Source organism: Bailinhaonella thermotolerans (genome assembly GCF_003594875.1).
GTDB classification, from domain to species: domain Bacteria; phylum Actinomycetota; class Actinomycetes; order Streptosporangiales; family Streptosporangiaceae; genus Bailinhaonella; species Bailinhaonella thermotolerans.
The window spans coordinates 529915-545665 of record NZ_QZEY01000001.1 but is presented as its reverse complement, the minus strand read 5'-3'; the positions used below and the strand labels follow the sequence as shown (position 1 = coordinate 545665).

Below are 15751 nucleotides of genomic sequence, written 5' to 3'. Positions count from 1 at the left end.
GTTCCGGGAGTGTCGCTCATCGGGCGATCACCGCCTTGGCGCGCGCGTCGAGCAGTCCTGAGCAGACGGCCAGGGCCAGCCCCGTGGCGGCCAGTACCGCGCCGACCGCGTTGGGGGCGGTGTAGCCGTACCCGGCTCTGATCACCATGCCGCCGAGGTAGGCGCCGAGCCCATTGGCGATGTTGAAGGCCGACAGGTTCAGCGCGGAGGCGAGGGTGGGGGCGCCGGTGGCCTTGTCCAGGATGCGCATCTGCAGCGCCGGGACGGTCGCGAACCCGAACAGCCCCAGCAGGAACAAGGTGCAGGCGGCGAGGACCTTGCTGTGCGCCGTCATCACGAACAGGCCCAGCACGACGGTCAGCCCGGCCAGGAACACATACAGGCTCGGCATGAGCCGCCGCCCGGCGAACCGGCCCGACACCAGGTTGCCGGCGGCCATGCCCAGCCCGAAGACGACCAGCAGCAGCGTCATGCTGGACCTGCTGAAGCCCGCGACCGTGGTCATCATCGGCGTGACATAGGTGAAGGAGGCGAAGACGCCGCCGAAGCCCGCCGTCGTCACCGCCATCGCGAGCCAGACCTGGGGCCGCCGCAGCGTCGCCAGTTCCGAACGCAGTCCCGTCTCGTCCTCGGGCCGCAGCCGGCGCGGGACCAGCGCGGCGATGCCGGCCATCGACAGCGCGCCCAACGCCGCGACCGCCCAGAACGTCGCCCGCCAGCCCGCGGCCTGCCCCAGCCAGGTCACCAGCGGCACCCCGGCCACGTTCGCCATGGTGAACCCGCCGAACATCACCGACATCGCGCTCGCACGCCGTTCCGGCGGGACGAGCTGGGCCGCGACCACCGACCCCACCCCGAACAGGGCCCCCTGCGGCACGCCCGCGACCACCCTGGCCGCCAGCAGCAGGCCATAGCCGGAGGCGACCGCAGACAAGGCGCTGCCCGCCGCCAGCAGCGCGGCGACGATCATCAGCGTCGTACGGCGCGGCAGCCGGGCCGAAGCGGCGGTGAGCAGCGGCGCCCCGACGATCACACCGGCGGCGTACCCGGTGATCAGGCCCCCCGCGTCCGGGATCGACACCCCGACCCCCTGGGCGACCTGCGGCAACAGTCCCATGATGGCGAACTCCGAGGTCCCCACCCCGAACGCCGTGACGGCCAGGGCGAACAAAGCCAACGGCATGGCGCCGCACTCCTCATCTGACGGGAAACATCGGTGTCCAGCCTGATCGGCGAGCCACCGGAGGCGTGAGTGGCCGAAACGCCAATGTGGGATAGATTTCCGCCATGATGCGCGTGGGGGTACTGGTCACCGAGCAGGTCCGCGTGTTCGACTACGCCGTGGCCACCGAGGTCTGGGGGCTCGACCGGACCGCCCGCGGCGTCCCGCGGTTCGAGCTGCGCACCTGCGGGCCGCACCGCTCCGCGGTCCCCATGACCTCGGGCGTGACCTGCGTTCCCGACCACGGTCTGGACGGGCTGGACGAGTGCGACCTGGTCGTCGTCCCCGGCGTCCAGCACCCCACGGCGCCCGTCCATCCGCAGGTTCGGGCCGCGCTGCGCGCCGCCCACGCCCGCGGTGCCACCGTGGCGTCCCTGTGCTCGGGTGCGTTCCTGCTGGCCGCCGCCGGCCTGCTGGAAGGCCGCCGCGCCACCGCGCACTGGCTGGACGCCGGGGAACTCGCGCGCCGCCACCCCGGCGTGATCGTGGACCCCAACGTCCTCTTCGTCGGGGACGGCTCCGTATGGACCTCGGCGGGCGTGGCCGCCGGCATCGACCTGTGCCTGCACCTGGTCCGCCGCGACCACGGCGCCGCCGCCGCGGCCGAGATCGCCCGCACCATGGTCACCGCACCCTTCCGGACCGGCGGACAGGCGCAGTTCATCACCCGCCCCATCCCGGCCGCCCAGGGCCAGAACGACGACCTGTCGAAGCTACGCGAACGAGTTCTCAACGACCTGGCCCACCCGTGGACCGTCGCTCAAATGGCGGACCTGGCGCGCATGTCCGAGCGCAGTTTCGCCCGCCGCTTCGTGCAGTCCACCGGCGACACCCCTCTGCAGTGGCTCCTGACCCAGCGCGTCCTGGCCGCCCAACACCTCCTGGAGGTCAGCGACCTGCCCATCACCGCCATCGCCCGCCGCTGCGGTTTCGGCACCGCCCTCACCATGCGCCACCACTTCACCCGCCACGTCGGCCTCCCACCCCGCGACTACCGCCAAGCCTTCGGCCACACCCACGACGACGATTGAGCAAACGCCCAACCCTGCTCCGCCGCCACCCCTCCGCCGCACCCCCTGCCGCCGCTTGAAAGGCTGTGGTTCCACCCCGGCCGGCTCGCCGCAGCTCACCATCGGGCCGCATCCGGCCTCGTGCGACGCAGAGGCGCTGCCCGCGTGCTTCTCTGGCACGTTGAAGGGCGTAGCGCCGATTCCACGCGGACACCACATGGCTGCCTGTCGGGGCGATTGGATCGCGCGCAGGCGATGAATATCAATCGGCGTCAGGCGTTCCTATTTCGTCTCCCACAGCCGAAGGGTGTAGAACTGAACTCCTGGAAAGACCTCTGCGAAGCCCGCGTCCGCCGACTTGAAGATTTTATGGAGGAGGCTGACCGACCAATTGCGCGCAGGTCCGGGAAGACGTAGATTGACGACATCGCCATCCTCCTCCCAATAATCTCCGACCCAGATCTCCTCAACGTCTAGATATAGGTTTCCCGTCCAAAGCTCTGTCCATTCCGAGTCGCTGGAAGGGCTCCCGTCCCACAGCTCCACGCGGACATATATCTCGGCCCCTCCCTTTGGGGTGTACGTTTCAGCAATGAGGCTATCTCTTTCTGCTGCGACACGAGCACCGGGCCCTGGCATCTCGCCTCCGATGATCGATCCAACAACCTCGTCTCCCCGGACACCCGCGATCAAAAGGTAGCCGGCGCTGACGATAGCTCCTGTGGCTGCCTCGATAATGGTGGCCAACGTTACTCCTCGGCTCTTGATTCTGAATCGCCTGACGGCGGGCCTGGGCAATGAGGCCGATGGTACTGCCGCTGGTTGTTGTCGGCGCCGATCTCCCGGCTGGTCAGCGATCGAGTGGCAATAGAACGGCTGGGAGCTCGCCCGTGAGTGCGTCAATGGGGAGGTGGACGCCACTGCAACGTTCGATGACGGCCATAGCGGCACCATTCGGATAGCGGCTTCCCAGTAGCTCGGCGTACTCCGCCAAGAGGGGTCTGTGTGGTTCGAACGGGTCGCGATCCTTTCCCCATTTCTCGTCAGGCTCAAGAAAGTCGCGACCTGCCACCGGCTCTCCTTTGGCAGCACAGATCAGCTCACTGCGCATATTGACGTCCCAGAACGTATTCCATGCCTCGCCGTGCTCGCTCAGCCGAGACAACACGTCTTTCGAATTTCCCTGGTATCCGAAGGGTTCGAGAATCGCAACGGCGCGATCTATTTGCTGCGGAAGGAGGACGTGGGAATCGTCGTGGTCGGCCCAAGCGTGCAGTCGCAGGCGTCTCGACGTGTCACCGCCTGCGCCAAGAGACTCCGCGACGGCCTCCAGCGTTACCCGCCCGGTAGCGGACGTCACCACCGTGTAGCAGAACTCTTCGTCCAATCCATGCGTTCGTATCAACCGCACATAATGCTGCACCAGCGGATCGATCAAGCCTGCGCCTCCGGCTGACGAGAGGAACTGCGGGACGGGGAGGACCTGTTCACCTCTTATCGTCGCACATTAGAGCGCTACACCATGCCTGAGTATCATGGGATGCGATGCCGCAGGCATGTCTACCCGCCCATGGAGTGAACCGTTATGGTTCCGGCTCGGGTCGCGATCTGGCAATCGCTCAGTGGCGTCGAATCGGCGATACCGCTCCACCGCGCTATTGTTCGCCGCCGACTCGGCCCGCGACCGGGGTGCCGTCTCCCCCAAGGAGTGTCGCCGCTCCGGTCGCGGGGGCTGGCCCCTGCTCATCGCCGGGCTGTTCCTCCTGGGCTCGGCACTGGTCCGATATGGGGTGATCGAGAAGATCGAGCCCCTGGCGGCCCGCGGGTTGTTCTCCATCCTCTGGCTGGGCGCCATCGCCAGGGTCCCTGGAGTGGCTCTGGCGCTGGGCCACCTGGGCCCGCCGTCCCCCGTCCCACGAACTGAGCCCGTCCCTCTGACGATCGACGACGACCTGGATGGTGCCTTCGGTGGAGGGGGATCCGTCCCCGCTGGGGCGGAGGGAGGGGCGGGCTCTGGCCGTACACCGGAACCCGGTGTCAGGGTGGGGGGACGGGGAGGAGGTCGCGGGACTGCAGGACTCGCCGGGCGACGGTCATCGCGGCGAAGACCCGGGGGAAGCCCGCGTACGGCAGGGCCTGCATGATCGCTTCGACCAGTTCGGCGGGACGCACGCCCACGTTGAGGGCCGTTTCCAGGTGTGCCTGGAGCTGGGGCTCGACCCCGCCGAGGGCGGTCAGCACGCCGAGGACGACCAGTTCCCGCCGGGCGGGGTCGAGCCCGGGCCGGGCGTGGATGTCGCCGTAGGCGAACTCGACCGCCAGCCGCGACAGGTCGGGCGCGATGTCCGCCAGGGCGTCGTAGGCACGGGCCCGGGTGGCTCCGGGCCCGCCGAGTTCGGCCTGCCGCGCGAGCCCGCGTTCGTATCGCTCGTTCACGCGCCGGCCTGCCCCGCGTGGCGGGCGGTGAAGTCGAGGACGCGGTGCCAGGCGTCGGCGCACGCCTCCTGCCACCGGTCGTAGGAGTCGTCGAAGAACGAGTGCGGCGCGCCCTCGTACACGTGCGCCTCGTAGTCCTTGCCCGCCCGGTCGAAGGTGGCGGTCAGCTCGGCGTACTCCTCCGGCGTGGTGGCCACGTCGTCCCCGGCCAGCAGCATGAGCAGGGGCGCGGACGGCTCCGCCGTACGGTCGCCGAGGAAACGGGGCGGGCCGTAGAAGCCGACGGAGCCGGACAGGCCGAGACCGGCGGCGCCGAGCCGCCAGGAGTAGCCGCCGCCGAGGCAGAAGCCGACACTGAACAGCGGGCCGGGGTGCCAGGCCCTGATCGCCTCGGCGGCCGCGGCGGCGTCGGTCTCGACGTGGTGCGGCTCCAGCAGGGGCAGGTGGGCGTACCCGTCGAAGGACTCGTCCCGCTCGCCGGCGCCGGCGCTGCGCCCGTAGTAGTCCATGACCAGGGTGTGGAAGCCCGCTTCCGCGAACCGCTGCGCCAGGCTGGCGTAGAACGGGTGGAAACCGCGCACGTCGGGCAGCAGCAGCACGTTACGGCCGTTCGGCACGGCCGGCTGCGCCCGGTAGGCGCGGAACCGGTTGCCGTCGGCGGCGCCGATCTCCAGCGGCCCGTGCGCGGCCACCCCTCCGGTGACGACGGGGGCGGCGGGCGGCCTGCTGTCGGTGTCGTGGCACATGGTGATCTCCTCGTCTCGTGGTGACGAGTGAGAGCCTGGCCGCGCCGGAGCGTACGCCCCAGGCCCGGCTCATACGGGTACGGCCAGGGCCACCCTCGGCCGGACCGAAATCGACATACTGGACGTTGTGGGAGAACGGAACGAACTGGCGGCATTCCTCCGGTCCCGCAGGGGCCGGATCACGCCCGAGACCGTGGGGATCTCCGGCGGGGCCCGCCGCCGGGTGGCCGGGCTGCGGCGGGAGGAGGTCGCCCAGCTCGCCGGGATCAGCGTGGAGTACTACCAGCGGCTGGAGCAGGGGCGGACGGGGCGGCCGTCGCCCGAGGTGCTCGACGCCCTCGCCCGTGCGCTGCGCCTGGACGAGGTCGAACGCGAGCACCTGCGCACCCTCGCCGTCCGGGACCGCCCCGGGCGCGAGGTCCGGCCGCGGGAGGTGCGGCCCGAGCTGGTCCGGATGCTGAAGCTGGTCCACGCCCCCGCGATGATCATCAACGACCGGTTCGACGTCCTGGCCGCCAACGCCGTCGCCGCCCACCTCTTCACCCTCGACCCCGCCCCGGCCGTACCGGTGAACCTGGCCCGGCGCCTGTTCCTCGCCGCGGAGAGCAGGACCTTCTACGTGGAGTGGGACGAGGTGGCCGCCGAGACCGCCGGCCAGTTGCGGGTGGCCGCCGGCCTGCACCCCGGCGACGCCGACCTGGCCGGGCTGATCCGTGAGCTCCGCGCGGGCAGCGAGACCTTCCGCACGCTGTGGAACGCCCGCGAGGTGAGCGTCCGCACCCACGGGGTGAAGAACCTGCGGCATCCCGCCCTGGGCACGGTGACCTTCGGCTACGAGAACTTCGCCCCCGCGGACCACTCCCGCCAGCGCCTGGTCGTCCTCGTCCCGGTGGCCGCCAGCACCACCGAGGCCGCCGTCCACCTCCTGACCTCCTGGACCCGCCCCGCCCCGCCCACCCCGTCCGCGCACCAGGCGCGAGCCGTACCGACGGCGACGCCGCCACAGCCCGGCTGACCGCTGCTCGCCGGCCTTCGAGACGTCGGCGACGAGGTCCGACGCGCGGTCTATCCGCTGTCCGGCCCCACTCCGATCTCCGCCTGTCCGCGCGGCGTGGAGCGACCGGACCACCACTTGCGCGTACGGCGTGAGCGGGTTCGCGCAGGGCCCAGGCGCAGCCGGCGGTCGGGAGCGCTGCGGAGGCCGGCGCCGTGGCTTCGCCTGCGGCTTCTCGCTCGGCCGGAGGCGTGCCGGGGCTCTGGCGGCGGGTCGGCCGGGGGCGCCGGGCGGCTCAGCGGGTTGAGGGGAGCCGGCTCATCGGGGGCAGGGTGGGCTTGGGCGCGTTCGCTTCTTCGGTGCCGGAGTCCTCCAGCCACGCGAGGATGTGGTCCGCGTAGCTGTCGGCCGAGGGAAGGGGGTTTCCCTCGAGGAGGAAGACGGCGCAGAGGATGTTGACGCCGAAGAGGCGATCCCAGACGCGGGCCCGGTGGCAGGTCGCCGGGTCCACGGCCTGGCGGACGTTGTGCCAGCCGTGCCAGGCCATGAAGGCGGCGTCGATCGCGGGGTCGAACAGGTGCGCCCGATCCCAGTCGATCACGCCGATCAGCCGGCCGTCCTCGTCCCAGTGCACGTTGCCTCCGGCGAGGTCACCGTGGACGAGGCTGTCCGGGACCTCCTCCAGGGCCGCCGCCGCGGCGAGGCGGCGCTCGGCCTCCGGCCGCCACTCGCCCGGCAGCCGGGGCAGGACCTCCTCGGCCAGCACGCGGGCCCAATGCCCGTCGTGGGCTCGTGGCGACGGGAGCACCGCGCGCAGTCGCGGGGTGACGGGCAGGTCGCGCAGCGCCCCGAGAAGGCGGGCGATCCGCGCGGGATCGCCCTTCCCAGGAGGCAGTTCCGCGCCGCCGATCCAGGAGACGGCCACCGCCGCACGCTCCCCGAACCGCACGGCGGGGGTGAGCGGTTCGGGAACCGCGAACGGCAGGCCGGCCGCCGCGATCACCCGCAGAGCCTCGACGTGGCCCGGCATGGACGACGCGGCCAGGGGACGCCGGCTCACCCGCACCGCCGCCACATCAGGGAGCAGGACGACGTCGTGAATCCCGCCGCGCGCGTACCGCGCCCGGTCCAGGCGCGCGCCCGGCAGCAGCGCGTCGGCGATCTCCAGCAGATCGGCGGGGACGGGCTCGTCCATCCGGCGGCACCTCCGGGTCGCGCACGTCATCCGTGAACGGGAACGGACCGTGAGGCTACCTGCCCCGCCGTACCGCCGGCCCCACCTCGGCCGCCGGGACTCCGGGGGCGGGTGCGGGCTGGGGGTCGCGTCCCGGGTGAGCCGCCGTGCGCAGCGGCCGGCCGTACCCGGCCCCCGGCCCCCGGCCCCCGGCCGTACGCCCTCGGCCTGCTCAAGGTCGTATGCCGCCGGGAGCCAGGCGGAGCCGGGCGGAGCGCCGCCGGTGGATCGCCCTCGCGCGCCGCCGGGGCTACTCGGCGGCCGGGGCGGCTCCCGGGAGGCGTACGCCGGCCCAGTGGGGCGCGTTCCACTGGGCGGCGATGGCGGCGGCCCGGGCGAAGTGGGCGGCGGCCTGGCGGTCGCGGCCGAGGAGGAGGGCCAGCTCACCGAGGACGTGGGCGACCGGGCGCAGCGCCACCGACAGGCTCGTCGCGCCCGCCGGGGGGCCGTCACGGTGCGGCAGCAACGCCGCGTAGACCTCCTCGGCTGCGTCCCGGTCGTCCAGGGCGACGACGGCCATCGCGCGCAACGTCGTGAAGAAGGTGAAGAAGAAGTCGGGCCGGATCGGGCCGGCTGACGCGCGCACCTCCCGGGCCTCGGCGTCCAGGCCGTGGGCGTGGAGGGCGAGCGCGAGCAGGTCGCAGGTCATCGGGCCGAGCATGGCGTGCAGCGCGCGCACCTCGTCCAGGTGCGCGCCGAGCGTGCCCTCGTTCAGCCAGATCGTGGCCAGGGCGAGCTGGAAGAAGCCCGTGGCGTGCACCGACCCGGCGCGGCGCAGGCCCTCGTCGGCCTTGGCGTACAGGCGCTCGGCGTCGGCGAGCCGGCCTTCGATGAGCGCCAGGGTCGCCAGCGTGATCTCGGCGACGGCGATCGCCTCGCGCATCCGGTAGGCGCGCGCGAGGTCCAGGGCCTCGCTGGTCATCTGGCGCATGGTCGCCGGGTCGTTGGCGGCGGCGGCGAGGGCGGCGTGGTTGAACAGGCCGGTGACGCGGTAGACCGGCAGGTCGTGCTCGGTGCCGATCTCCACGAGCTCCCGGCAGTGCTCGACGGCGGGGTGGACCCGGGCCAGGATCTGCAGCGCCGCGGCCCGCTGCCGGGGCTCGGCGGCGAGGTCGAGCGCCTCCCGCGCCGCCGCGAGGACGGTCGGGTCGTCCTCGCCGACCAGTTCGTCCGCGTACGCCGTCAGGAGCCGCGACCGGACCGAAGGGGCGAGGTCGCGCTTGAGCAGGCGCCTCAGGCGGTCCACGATCGGCCGGTCCACCGTGCCGTACGGCCGGGCCAGCCAGGAGGTCGGCTCCGTCCACGCGGTGAACGCGGCGATCATCAGGTCCTCGCGGCCCAGGGACTCCGCGTACTCCACGGCTTCGCGGCGGGTCTGGCGGGCGGCTCCGACGGCTCCCGCCCGGATCTGCGCGCGCAGCAGCCTGCCGAGCAGGTCGACGCGTTCGTCGGGCCCGGTCGAGTTGGCCACGGCGTCGGCGAGGAGGCCGGCCGCCACGTCGTGGGCGTAGCGGGCCTCGGCCAGCTCGGCGGCCCGGACGCAGTAGCCGACGGCCTTGGGCGAGCCGGCGCGCGCGTAGTGGTGGGCCAGCGCCGCGATGTCGCCGCCGCCTTCGAGGGCGGCGGCGATCCGGGCGTGCATCCGGGTGGCGCGCAGCCTGCTGAGGTCGGCGACGAGCGTGTCCCTGACGAGGGCGTGGACGAAGCGGACGCGCCCTGGGGCGGGCTCGTCCAGGAGCCCGGCGATGACGCCGGCGTCCAGCGCGTCCATCACGCCGTCCTCGTCGGAGTCGGCGGCCTTCACGAGGACGTCCACCGAGCTCTCCCGGCCCGCGACCGCGGCGAGCCGGAGGACGGACACGCCGCCTTCGGGCAGGCGCGCGAGCCGGCGGCGGAGGACGTCCCGTACGCCTTCGGGGACCTCGGACAGGGCGACGAGCGCGCCCTCGCCGTTCAGCAGCCGGGCGCTCTCGCGCACGTAGAACGGGTTGCCGCCGGTGCGCTCGGCGATCCCGGCGATGGTCTCCTCGTCGGCCTCGCATTCGGCGCGGACCAGGCGCGCGACTGCCTCGCCGTTCAGCCCCGGCAGCGCCAGGCGCAGGGGCGTGGCGCGGGCGAGGGAGGCCAGCGTCTCGGTGAGGCGGCCGCTCTCGTCCGCGCGGTAGGCGGCGACGACCAGGATCGGGGCCCGCGTGCCGAGGCCGCCGCCGAGCAGTTCCAGCGTGGCGGCGTCGGCCCAGTGCAGGTCGTCCAGCACGACGGCGACCGGGCGTTCCGCGGCGACCGACGCGAGCCACCTCCACACGGCCTGGCGCAGCCGGAACCGTCCCGCGGTGGCGTCGGCGTCCACCGGCCCGGTGTCGGTGAGCAGCGGCGCGAGGTCGCCGGCGAACTCGCCGGGTGGCGCGGCCGCGGCGACGGCTCCGAGCGCCTCGGTCCAGGCCCACGCGGGCGGCGCGCTGTCGACCTCGGGGCAGTGGCCGGCGGCGACCAGCCATCCGTCGCGTTCGAGCCGCCTGCCGAGGTGTTCCAGGAGCGTGGACTTGCCGAGCCCGGCCTCGCCGGTGACCAGGGCGATGCGGGTGCCGTCGGCGGCGGCCTCGGCGGCGGCGGTGACCAGCGCCGACAGCTCCGCCTCGCGCCCGACGAACGGCGTCCCGGCGATCGGGGGCGGCCCGGGCGGGGAAGCGGGCGGCGGGGGAGGGGACGGCGGGGGAGGGGGCGCGGTCGCGCGCAGGACGTCCGTGCGCTGGGCGAGGATCGCCTCCTCCAGCGCCGCCAGGTCCGGGCCGGGGTCGAGCCCGAGCTCCTCGGCGAGGACGGCGCGGGCGCGGCGGAGCGTCGCCAGCGCGTCGGCCTGGCGGCCGCTGCTCCACAGGGCCAGGGCGTGCAGCCGCCAGCCCTCCTCGCGCAGCGGCTCGTCGCGGGTGAGCCGTTCGGCCTCGGGCACGACGGCGGGGGCGTCGCCGAGGCGCAGGCCCGACGCGACGTGCAGTTCGGTGGCGACCAGGCGCAGCTCGTTCAGCCGGGCGGTCTCGGTGGCGGCCCACGGCTCGTCGGCGACCTCGGCGAAGGCCGGTCCCCGCCACAACCCCAGCGCCTCGGCGAGCAGGGACCGGGCGGCACGCGGGTCGGCGGCCCCGCGGGCCCGGTCGAGCAGGTCCTCGAACCGCCAGGCGTCCACCGACTCCGGCGGCAGCCGCAGCGCGTAGCCCGGCGCCGCGCTCACCAGCAGCCGGGCCGGCGTGCGCGGCGGGCGCCCGGGCTCCAGCAGCCGGCGCAGGTTGGACACGTACGCCTGCAGGGACAGCAGGCCCCGCGCGGGCGGCTCCCCGCGCCACAGGTCCTCGATCATCCGGTCGACCGGCACGACCTGTCCGCGCGCCGCCACCAGCAAGGCGAGTACGCCGCGCTGCCGCGGCCCGCCGAGGTGGACGCTGTCGCCGTTCACCTCGGTCGCGAACGAGCCCAGTACCCGGATGAAGACCATGATTTGGAACATCGTACGTGCACGGCTCCAAATGATCTCCAAGTCCCCTCCAAATACCCGGGAGCAGCCTGGACACATCGCCACCGACGACGGGGAGGAACCGATGAGCGTCAACACCCAGGACACGGAGATCGTCCACCGCGCCTTCCGCCGCGAGTCCCGGCTGCTGGTGGAGCTCGTCGCGGCCGTCGCCCCCGGCGACACCGCCCGCGCCGAGGTGATCGCCGGCCATTTCCGCCTCTACCGGCTCGGCCTGCGCCACCACCAGGAGGTCCAGGACGAACTGCTGTTGCCGCCGCTGCTGTCCCGGGTGGACCTGGACGCCGACATCGTGCTGCGCGCGGAGGCACAGCACCGGCGCCTCGCGGCCACGCTGACCCGGCTGGACGCGGCCGTCCCCGCCTGGGAGGCCACCGCGGGCGCCGACGAACGCGACACCCTCGTGGCCGCCCTCGCCGACCACCGGGCGGTCCTGCTGGAACACCTCGGCGACGAGGAGGCCGCCCTCCTCCCGCTCGCGGCCAGGCACCTCACCGAGCGGGAATGGGCCTTGCTGCGCGGCCGCCTGGTGACCGGCATCCCCGCGCCCACCCTGCTCACGCTCTGCGGCGCGGTCCTGGAAGAGGCGGACCCGGCCGAGCGCGCCGCCGTCCTCGGCGGCCTGCCCGCCCCGGTCCGCGTCGCCTGGCACGTCCTCGGGCGCCCCCGCTACGCCCGCCACATCCGCCGCGTCCGCGGCTGAACACCACCAGATCCGGACACAGAACCCCGCCAGATCCGAACACAGAACCCAATCCGATCCGAACGCAGAAGGAAGAACCATGTCGCTGAAGAACGTCAACACCACCCTGGCCGCCGCCGCCACCCTGTTCGTCCTCGTGCTCGGGCTGTCCTACATCCTGATCCCCGAGACGCTCGCCCCGGGCTTCGGCCTGCCGACCTGGCCCGCCGGCGACGGCGGCGGCTTCCTCGTCACGAAGGGCATCCGCGAACTCGCGATGGGCCTGGTCCTCGGCGTCCTGCTGATGACCGGCCACCGCCGCGCCCTGGGCTGGGTCCTGCTGATGGAGGCCGTCGCCCCGCTCGGCGACATGATCAACGTGCTGTCCCACGACGGCTCGGTGGCCACCGCGTTCGGCGTCCACTGCCTGACCTCGGCCCTGCTCGCGACCGTCGGCCTGCTGACCCTCCGCGAGACCGGCAAGGCCCGCGTGGCCCGGGAGAGCTCCGCCGCGACGACCGCCGCGCGGGCCGCCTGACCTACGCACACCCCGAAGACCCGGCCCGGTAGACCGACGAAACGACAAGGGAGACGACGATGACGATCAACGACCTGCGCGGTGTCCTCAAGGGGCGCGTGCTCGTGGCCGGCGACGACGGTTTCGACCAGGCGGCCACCGCGTGGAACCTGACGGTCAGGCAGCCCGTGGCGGCCGTGGCGGAGGCCGCGGACGCCGGCGACGTGGCGGCGCTGGTGCGTTACGCGCGGCGGGCGGGCCTGACGGTGACCGCGCAGCCCAGCGGGCACGGCGCCTCGGGCGACGTGGAAGGCCTGATCCTGTTGCGCACCGGCCCGCTGAACGAGGTGGAGGTACGCCCGGGGGAGCGCGTGGTCCGGGTGGGCGCGGGCGCCAAGTGGGGTCAGGTGCTGGCGGCGGCCGGACCGCTCGGCCTGACCGGCCTGTCCGGCAGCGCGCCCGGGGTCAGCGTGACCGGCTACACCCTGGGCGGCGGGGTCGGCTGGTTCAGCCGCAAGTACGGCCTGGCCTCCGACAGCGTGCGGGCCATCGAGATCGTGGACGCCGACGGCGAGCCGGGCCGGGTGACCGCCGAGTCCGATCCCGACCTGTTCTGGGCGCTGCGCGGCGGCGGCGGGGACTTCGCGATCGTGACCGCCCTCGAACTCGAGCTGTATCCCGCGCCGGCCCTGTACGGCGGGCGCGTGATCTGGCCTGAGCACCGGGCCAGGGAGGTGTACGACGCGTTCCTGGAGATCACCGCCGAGGCGCCGCGGGAACTTAGCGTCTGGATCAACCGGCTCCAGCCGCCGGGCGCGCCGCCGATGGTGACGCTGGACCTGGCCTACCTGGGCGAGGCGGCTCAGGGGGAGGAACTGCTGGCGCGCGTCGACAAGATCGGGGGAGCCCTCTCCGACAGCCGCGGCGTCGTCCTGGTCGCCGACCTGGGCGCCATCGCCGCCGAGCCCACCGATCCGGCTCCCTCCATCACCCGTGCCGAGCTGCTCACCGGCCTGGACGCGGGCGCGGTGGAACTCCTGCTGGCCAAGCCGTCCGCCCCGCTCATCAACGTCCAGATCAGGCACCTGGGCGGGGCGCTCGCCGAGCCGGGCGACGGGGCCGGCGCGAGCGGCGGGGTGGCCGAGCCGTACCTGCTCGGGCTGCTGGGCCTCGGCCTGCCGCACGCGGCCGAGGCGACGCGCGCCAAGCAGGCGGAGGTCGTGGCCGACCTGGGGGCCTACGTCAGCGGCCGCACGCCGTACACCCTGCTGTCCCCCGGCGACACGGCGGAGAAGTCCTTCTCCGGCGGCACCCTCGCCCGGCTGCGGGAGATCAAGCGGACCCGCGACCCGCACAACGTGTTCCGCGCGAACTACCCCGTGCTCGGATAGCCCGGCCGCAGCGCGACCGGGCCCCAGCGCCCCTCGGCCCCAGCGCCTCCCGGCCCCAGCGCCTCCCGGCCCCTCCGCCCACTCCGGCGGAGGGGCCGGCCCGTTCTCACGGGACGGCGGGCCCCAGCCGCGGGCCCGCTCCAGGACGGCCGGTCCGGGGGCGCCCGCCGTCTCCCCGCTCACCCGGCCGAGCCCCGCCGTCGGGCGGACGACCCTCAGGGGGACCGGTCGCCCCAGCTCGCGAGCACGTCGCGTCCTTGCGGGATGGCGAGGTCGAGCAGGCCGGGGAAGCGGGCGTCGAGGTCGTCCCGGCGCAGCCGGTTCAGCCGCCGGGTCCCCTCGTCGCGCTGGCGGATCACCCCGGCTTCCCGCAGGACCTTGAAGTGGCCGCTCTGGGTCGACTTGCTGACCGGCAGGGCGAACGTGGTGCAGGCCAGTTCGCCGTCGGGCTCGACGCCGGCGAGGCGGGCGACGATGGCCAGCCGGACCGGGTCGCTCAGGGCGGCCAGCACGGTGGTGAACCGCAGGTCGTCGGGGTCGGGATGGATGAGTTCGGTCGCGGTACGGCTGGCCATGCCTCCAGGATACGCAGATGTTCGGGGTTTCCGAACATCTGCTATGTTCGGCAATCCCGAACATGATCTGGAGGAGAGATGCCTCTCGAACGTTCCGCCGCCGCATCCGGCGGCATGCCGGCGGCCGGCCACCGTCCGGGCGCCCGTTCCGGCGCGCTGGACACGGACCTGGGGGCCAAGGCTTCTCGGGGCGGAGGATGGCGGTTCTGGGGCGCGGCCTACACGTTGCTGATACTGCTGACCGGCACGAATCTGCCGACACCGCTGTACCGGGGCTACGAGGCCGAGTTCGGTTTCTCGCCGCTGGTGGTCACCCTGATCTTCGGCGCGTACGTGGCCGTGCTGATCCCCTCGTTGCTGGTGGCGGGCCCGCTGTCGGACGCGGTCGGCCGCCGCGCCGTACTGCTGCCGGCGGTGGCCCTGGCCGCGCTGGGATCGCTGGTGTTCGCCCTCGCCGCGAGCACGGAGTGGCTCTTCGTGGCCCGCGTCCTGCAGGGCCTCGCGCTCGGCGCGGCCTCCGGGACGCTGACCGCGGCGCTGACGGAACTGGAACCCCGCGGGAACCGGCGCAAGGCCGCGCTGGTGTCCACCGTGGTCTCGGTGGGCGGCCTGGGACTCGGACCGGTGCTGGCCGGAGCGCTCGCCCAGTACGCTCCGGCGCCGCACGTGCTGCCCTTCGTGATGGAGCTCGTACTGCTGGCGCCGGCGGTGGCGGTCATCATCGCGCTGCCTGCGACACGCTCCAGGACCCGGTGGCGCCCCCGCCGCCCCGAGATCCCCGCCGCCATGCGGGGGGTGTTCGCCACCAGCGGGACGGCCGGTTTCCTGGCGTTCGCGGTGATCGGGCTGTCCCTCACCCTCATCCCCGCGTACGTGGCCACCCTGTCGGGCAGCGCGAACCTGCTGCTGGGCGGCGCGGCCGTGGCCCTGACGCTGGGGTGCTCCGCGCTCGCGCAACTCCTCGTGTACGGCAGGCCGGCGCGGACCCTGCAGATGGCCGGCCTGCCGCTGCTGGCCGCCGGACTCGTGCTGCTCGCGCTCGCCGGCACGCTGGCCTCGCTGATCCTGCTGCTCGCGGCGGCCGTCCTGGCCGGCATCGGCCATGGTCTGGTGTTCCTCGGCGGCCTCACGGCGGTCAACCGGGCCGCCCCCGCAGACCGGCAGGCCGAGGTGCTCTCCGGCTTCTACGTGACCCTCTACCTCGGCGTCGGCCTGCCGGTCATCGGGGTCGGCCTGGTCACCACGGTGGCCGGCCTCCTCACCGCCGTGCAGTATTTCGCCGGCCTCACCGCGCTGCTGTGCCTGGCGATGCTGCTGATCCTCGCCCGAACCCGCCACGACACCCGGTCCGTCCCCCACGGCGGCGCCGGCTGAGCCCCCTTCACCCAGGCGCCGCTCCGGCGGGGCAGGTGGAC

14 protein-coding genes are annotated in these 15751 nt (G+C 73.5%); 6 read left to right on the top strand and 8 right to left on the bottom strand.

All coding sequences use genetic code 11. The features are described from left to right. Positions 1–16: 16 nt before the first annotated feature. A complete protein-coding gene (locus D5H75_RS02685) occupies positions 17–1183 on the bottom strand; it encodes an MFS transporter (protein WP_119924684.1) in 1167 nt (388 codons plus the stop codon). 104 nt (positions 1184–1287) lie between these two features. Between D5H75_RS02685 and D5H75_RS02680 the strand changes: the two genes are divergently transcribed. Next, positions 1288–2253, top strand: coding sequence for a GlxA family transcriptional regulator (locus D5H75_RS02680; RefSeq protein ID WP_119924683.1), 966 nt, complete (start codon positions 1288–1290; stop codon positions 2251–2253). Positions 2254–2514: 261 nt separating this feature from the next. Here the strand turns inward: D5H75_RS02680 and D5H75_RS40785 are convergent, their stop codons facing one another. From D5H75_RS40785 to D5H75_RS02665, 4 genes are all read right to left on the bottom strand, one after another. After that, a complete protein-coding gene (locus D5H75_RS40785) occupies positions 2515–2979 on the bottom strand; it encodes a hypothetical protein (protein ID WP_147425042.1) in 465 nt (154 codons plus the stop codon). Between the two features lie 103 nt (positions 2980–3082). Continuing rightward, positions 3083–3670: a hypothetical protein gene (locus D5H75_RS40780; RefSeq protein WP_147425041.1), complete on the bottom strand. Its 588-nt coding sequence runs from the start codon at positions 3668–3670 to the stop codon at positions 3083–3085. Between the two features lie 599 nt (positions 3671–4269). Next, positions 4270–4668 carry a carboxymuconolactone decarboxylase family protein gene (locus D5H75_RS02670; RefSeq protein ID WP_119924681.1) on the bottom strand — a complete coding sequence of 133 codons (399 nt, stop codon included), beginning with the start codon at positions 4666–4668 and terminating at the stop codon, positions 4270–4272. Then, positions 4665–5414 carry a dienelactone hydrolase family protein gene (locus D5H75_RS02665; protein ID WP_119924680.1) on the bottom strand — a complete coding sequence of 250 codons (750 nt, stop codon included), beginning with the start codon at positions 5412–5414 and terminating at the stop codon, positions 4665–4667. Before D5H75_RS02665 ends, D5H75_RS02670 begins: the two co-directional genes overlap by 4 nt. 127 nt (positions 5415–5541) lie before the next feature. Between D5H75_RS02665 and D5H75_RS02660 the strand changes: the two genes are divergently transcribed. Continuing rightward, complete coding sequence (locus tag D5H75_RS02660) at positions 5542–6429, top strand: helix-turn-helix transcriptional regulator (RefSeq protein ID WP_119924679.1); 888 nt, start codon at positions 5542–5544, stop codon at positions 6427–6429. Between the two features lie 274 nt (positions 6430–6703). Here the strand turns inward: D5H75_RS02660 and D5H75_RS02655 are convergent, their stop codons facing one another. Both D5H75_RS02655 and D5H75_RS02650 read right to left on the bottom strand, forming a co-directional pair. Continuing rightward, entirely contained in the window at positions 6704–7603 is a 900-nt protein-coding gene (locus D5H75_RS02655; protein ID WP_119924678.1) for an aminoglycoside phosphotransferase family protein, read from the bottom strand. Between the two features lie 289 nt (positions 7604–7892). Beyond that, complete coding sequence (locus tag D5H75_RS02650; RefSeq protein ID WP_119924677.1) at positions 7893–11132, bottom strand: ATP-binding protein; 3240 nt, start codon at positions 11130–11132, stop codon at positions 7893–7895. Between the two features lie 103 nt (positions 11133–11235). Between D5H75_RS02650 and D5H75_RS02645 the strand changes: the two genes are divergently transcribed. The 3 genes from D5H75_RS02645 (at position 11236) to D5H75_RS02635 (ending at position 13761) form a co-directional block, all read left to right on the top strand. After that, positions 11236–11874, top strand: a complete 639-nt coding sequence (locus D5H75_RS02645) for a hemerythrin domain-containing protein (protein WP_119924676.1) — start codon at positions 11236–11238, stop codon at positions 11872–11874. Positions 11875–11953: 79 nt separating this feature from the next. Continuing rightward, positions 11954–12391 (top strand): DUF4267 domain-containing protein, encoded by a 438-nt coding sequence (locus tag D5H75_RS02640; protein WP_119924675.1) that lies wholly within the window; start codon positions 11954–11956, stop codon positions 12389–12391. 59 nt (positions 12392–12450) lie between these two features. After that, on the top strand, positions 12451–13761 hold the full coding sequence (locus tag D5H75_RS02635) for an FAD-binding oxidoreductase (RefSeq protein WP_119924674.1): 1311 nt from the start codon (positions 12451–12453) through the stop codon (positions 13759–13761). A gap of 215 nt (positions 13762–13976) precedes the next feature. Here the strand turns inward: D5H75_RS02635 and D5H75_RS02630 are convergent, their stop codons facing one another. Continuing rightward, entirely contained in the window at positions 13977–14336 is a 360-nt protein-coding gene (locus D5H75_RS02630; RefSeq protein WP_119924673.1) for an ArsR/SmtB family transcription factor, read from the bottom strand. Between the two features lie 78 nt (positions 14337–14414). Here D5H75_RS02630 and D5H75_RS02625 point away from each other — a divergent pair, with 78 nt between their 5' ends. Then, positions 14415–15710 (top strand): MFS transporter, encoded by a 1296-nt coding sequence (locus tag D5H75_RS02625; RefSeq protein ID WP_119924672.1) that lies wholly within the window; start codon positions 14415–14417, stop codon positions 15708–15710. Positions 15711–15751: the final 41 nt, after the last annotated feature.

Coding starts and splice junctions, on each gene's coding strand:
- D5H75_RS02685 (WP_119924684.1), bottom strand. CDS start 1,183: ATGCCGTTGGCTTTGTTCGCCCTGGCCGTCACGGCGTTCGGGGTGGGG.
- D5H75_RS02680 (WP_119924683.1), top strand. CDS start 1,288: ATGATGCGCGTGGGGGTACTGGTCACCGAGCAGGTCCGCGTGTTCGAC.
- D5H75_RS02665 (WP_119924680.1), bottom strand. CDS start 5,414: ATGTGCCACGACACCGACAGCAGGCCGCCCGCCGCCCCCGTCGTCACC.
- D5H75_RS02655 (WP_119924678.1), bottom strand. CDS start 7,603: ATGGACGAGCCCGTCCCCGCCGATCTGCTGGAGATCGCCGACGCGCTG.
- D5H75_RS02650 (WP_119924677.1), bottom strand. CDS start 11,132: ATGGTCTTCATCCGGGTACTGGGCTCGTTCGCGACCGAGGTGAACGGC.
- D5H75_RS02645 (WP_119924676.1), top strand. CDS start 11,236: ATGAGCGTCAACACCCAGGACACGGAGATCGTCCACCGCGCCTTCCGC.
- D5H75_RS02640 (WP_119924675.1), top strand. CDS start 11,954: ATGTCGCTGAAGAACGTCAACACCACCCTGGCCGCCGCCGCCACCCTG.
- D5H75_RS02635 (WP_119924674.1), top strand. CDS start 12,451: ATGACGATCAACGACCTGCGCGGTGTCCTCAAGGGGCGCGTGCTCGTG.
- D5H75_RS02630 (WP_119924673.1), bottom strand. CDS start 14,336: ATGGCCAGCCGTACCGCGACCGAACTCATCCATCCCGACCCCGACGAC.
- D5H75_RS02625 (WP_119924672.1), top strand. CDS start 14,415: ATGCCTCTCGAACGTTCCGCCGCCGCATCCGGCGGCATGCCGGCGGCC.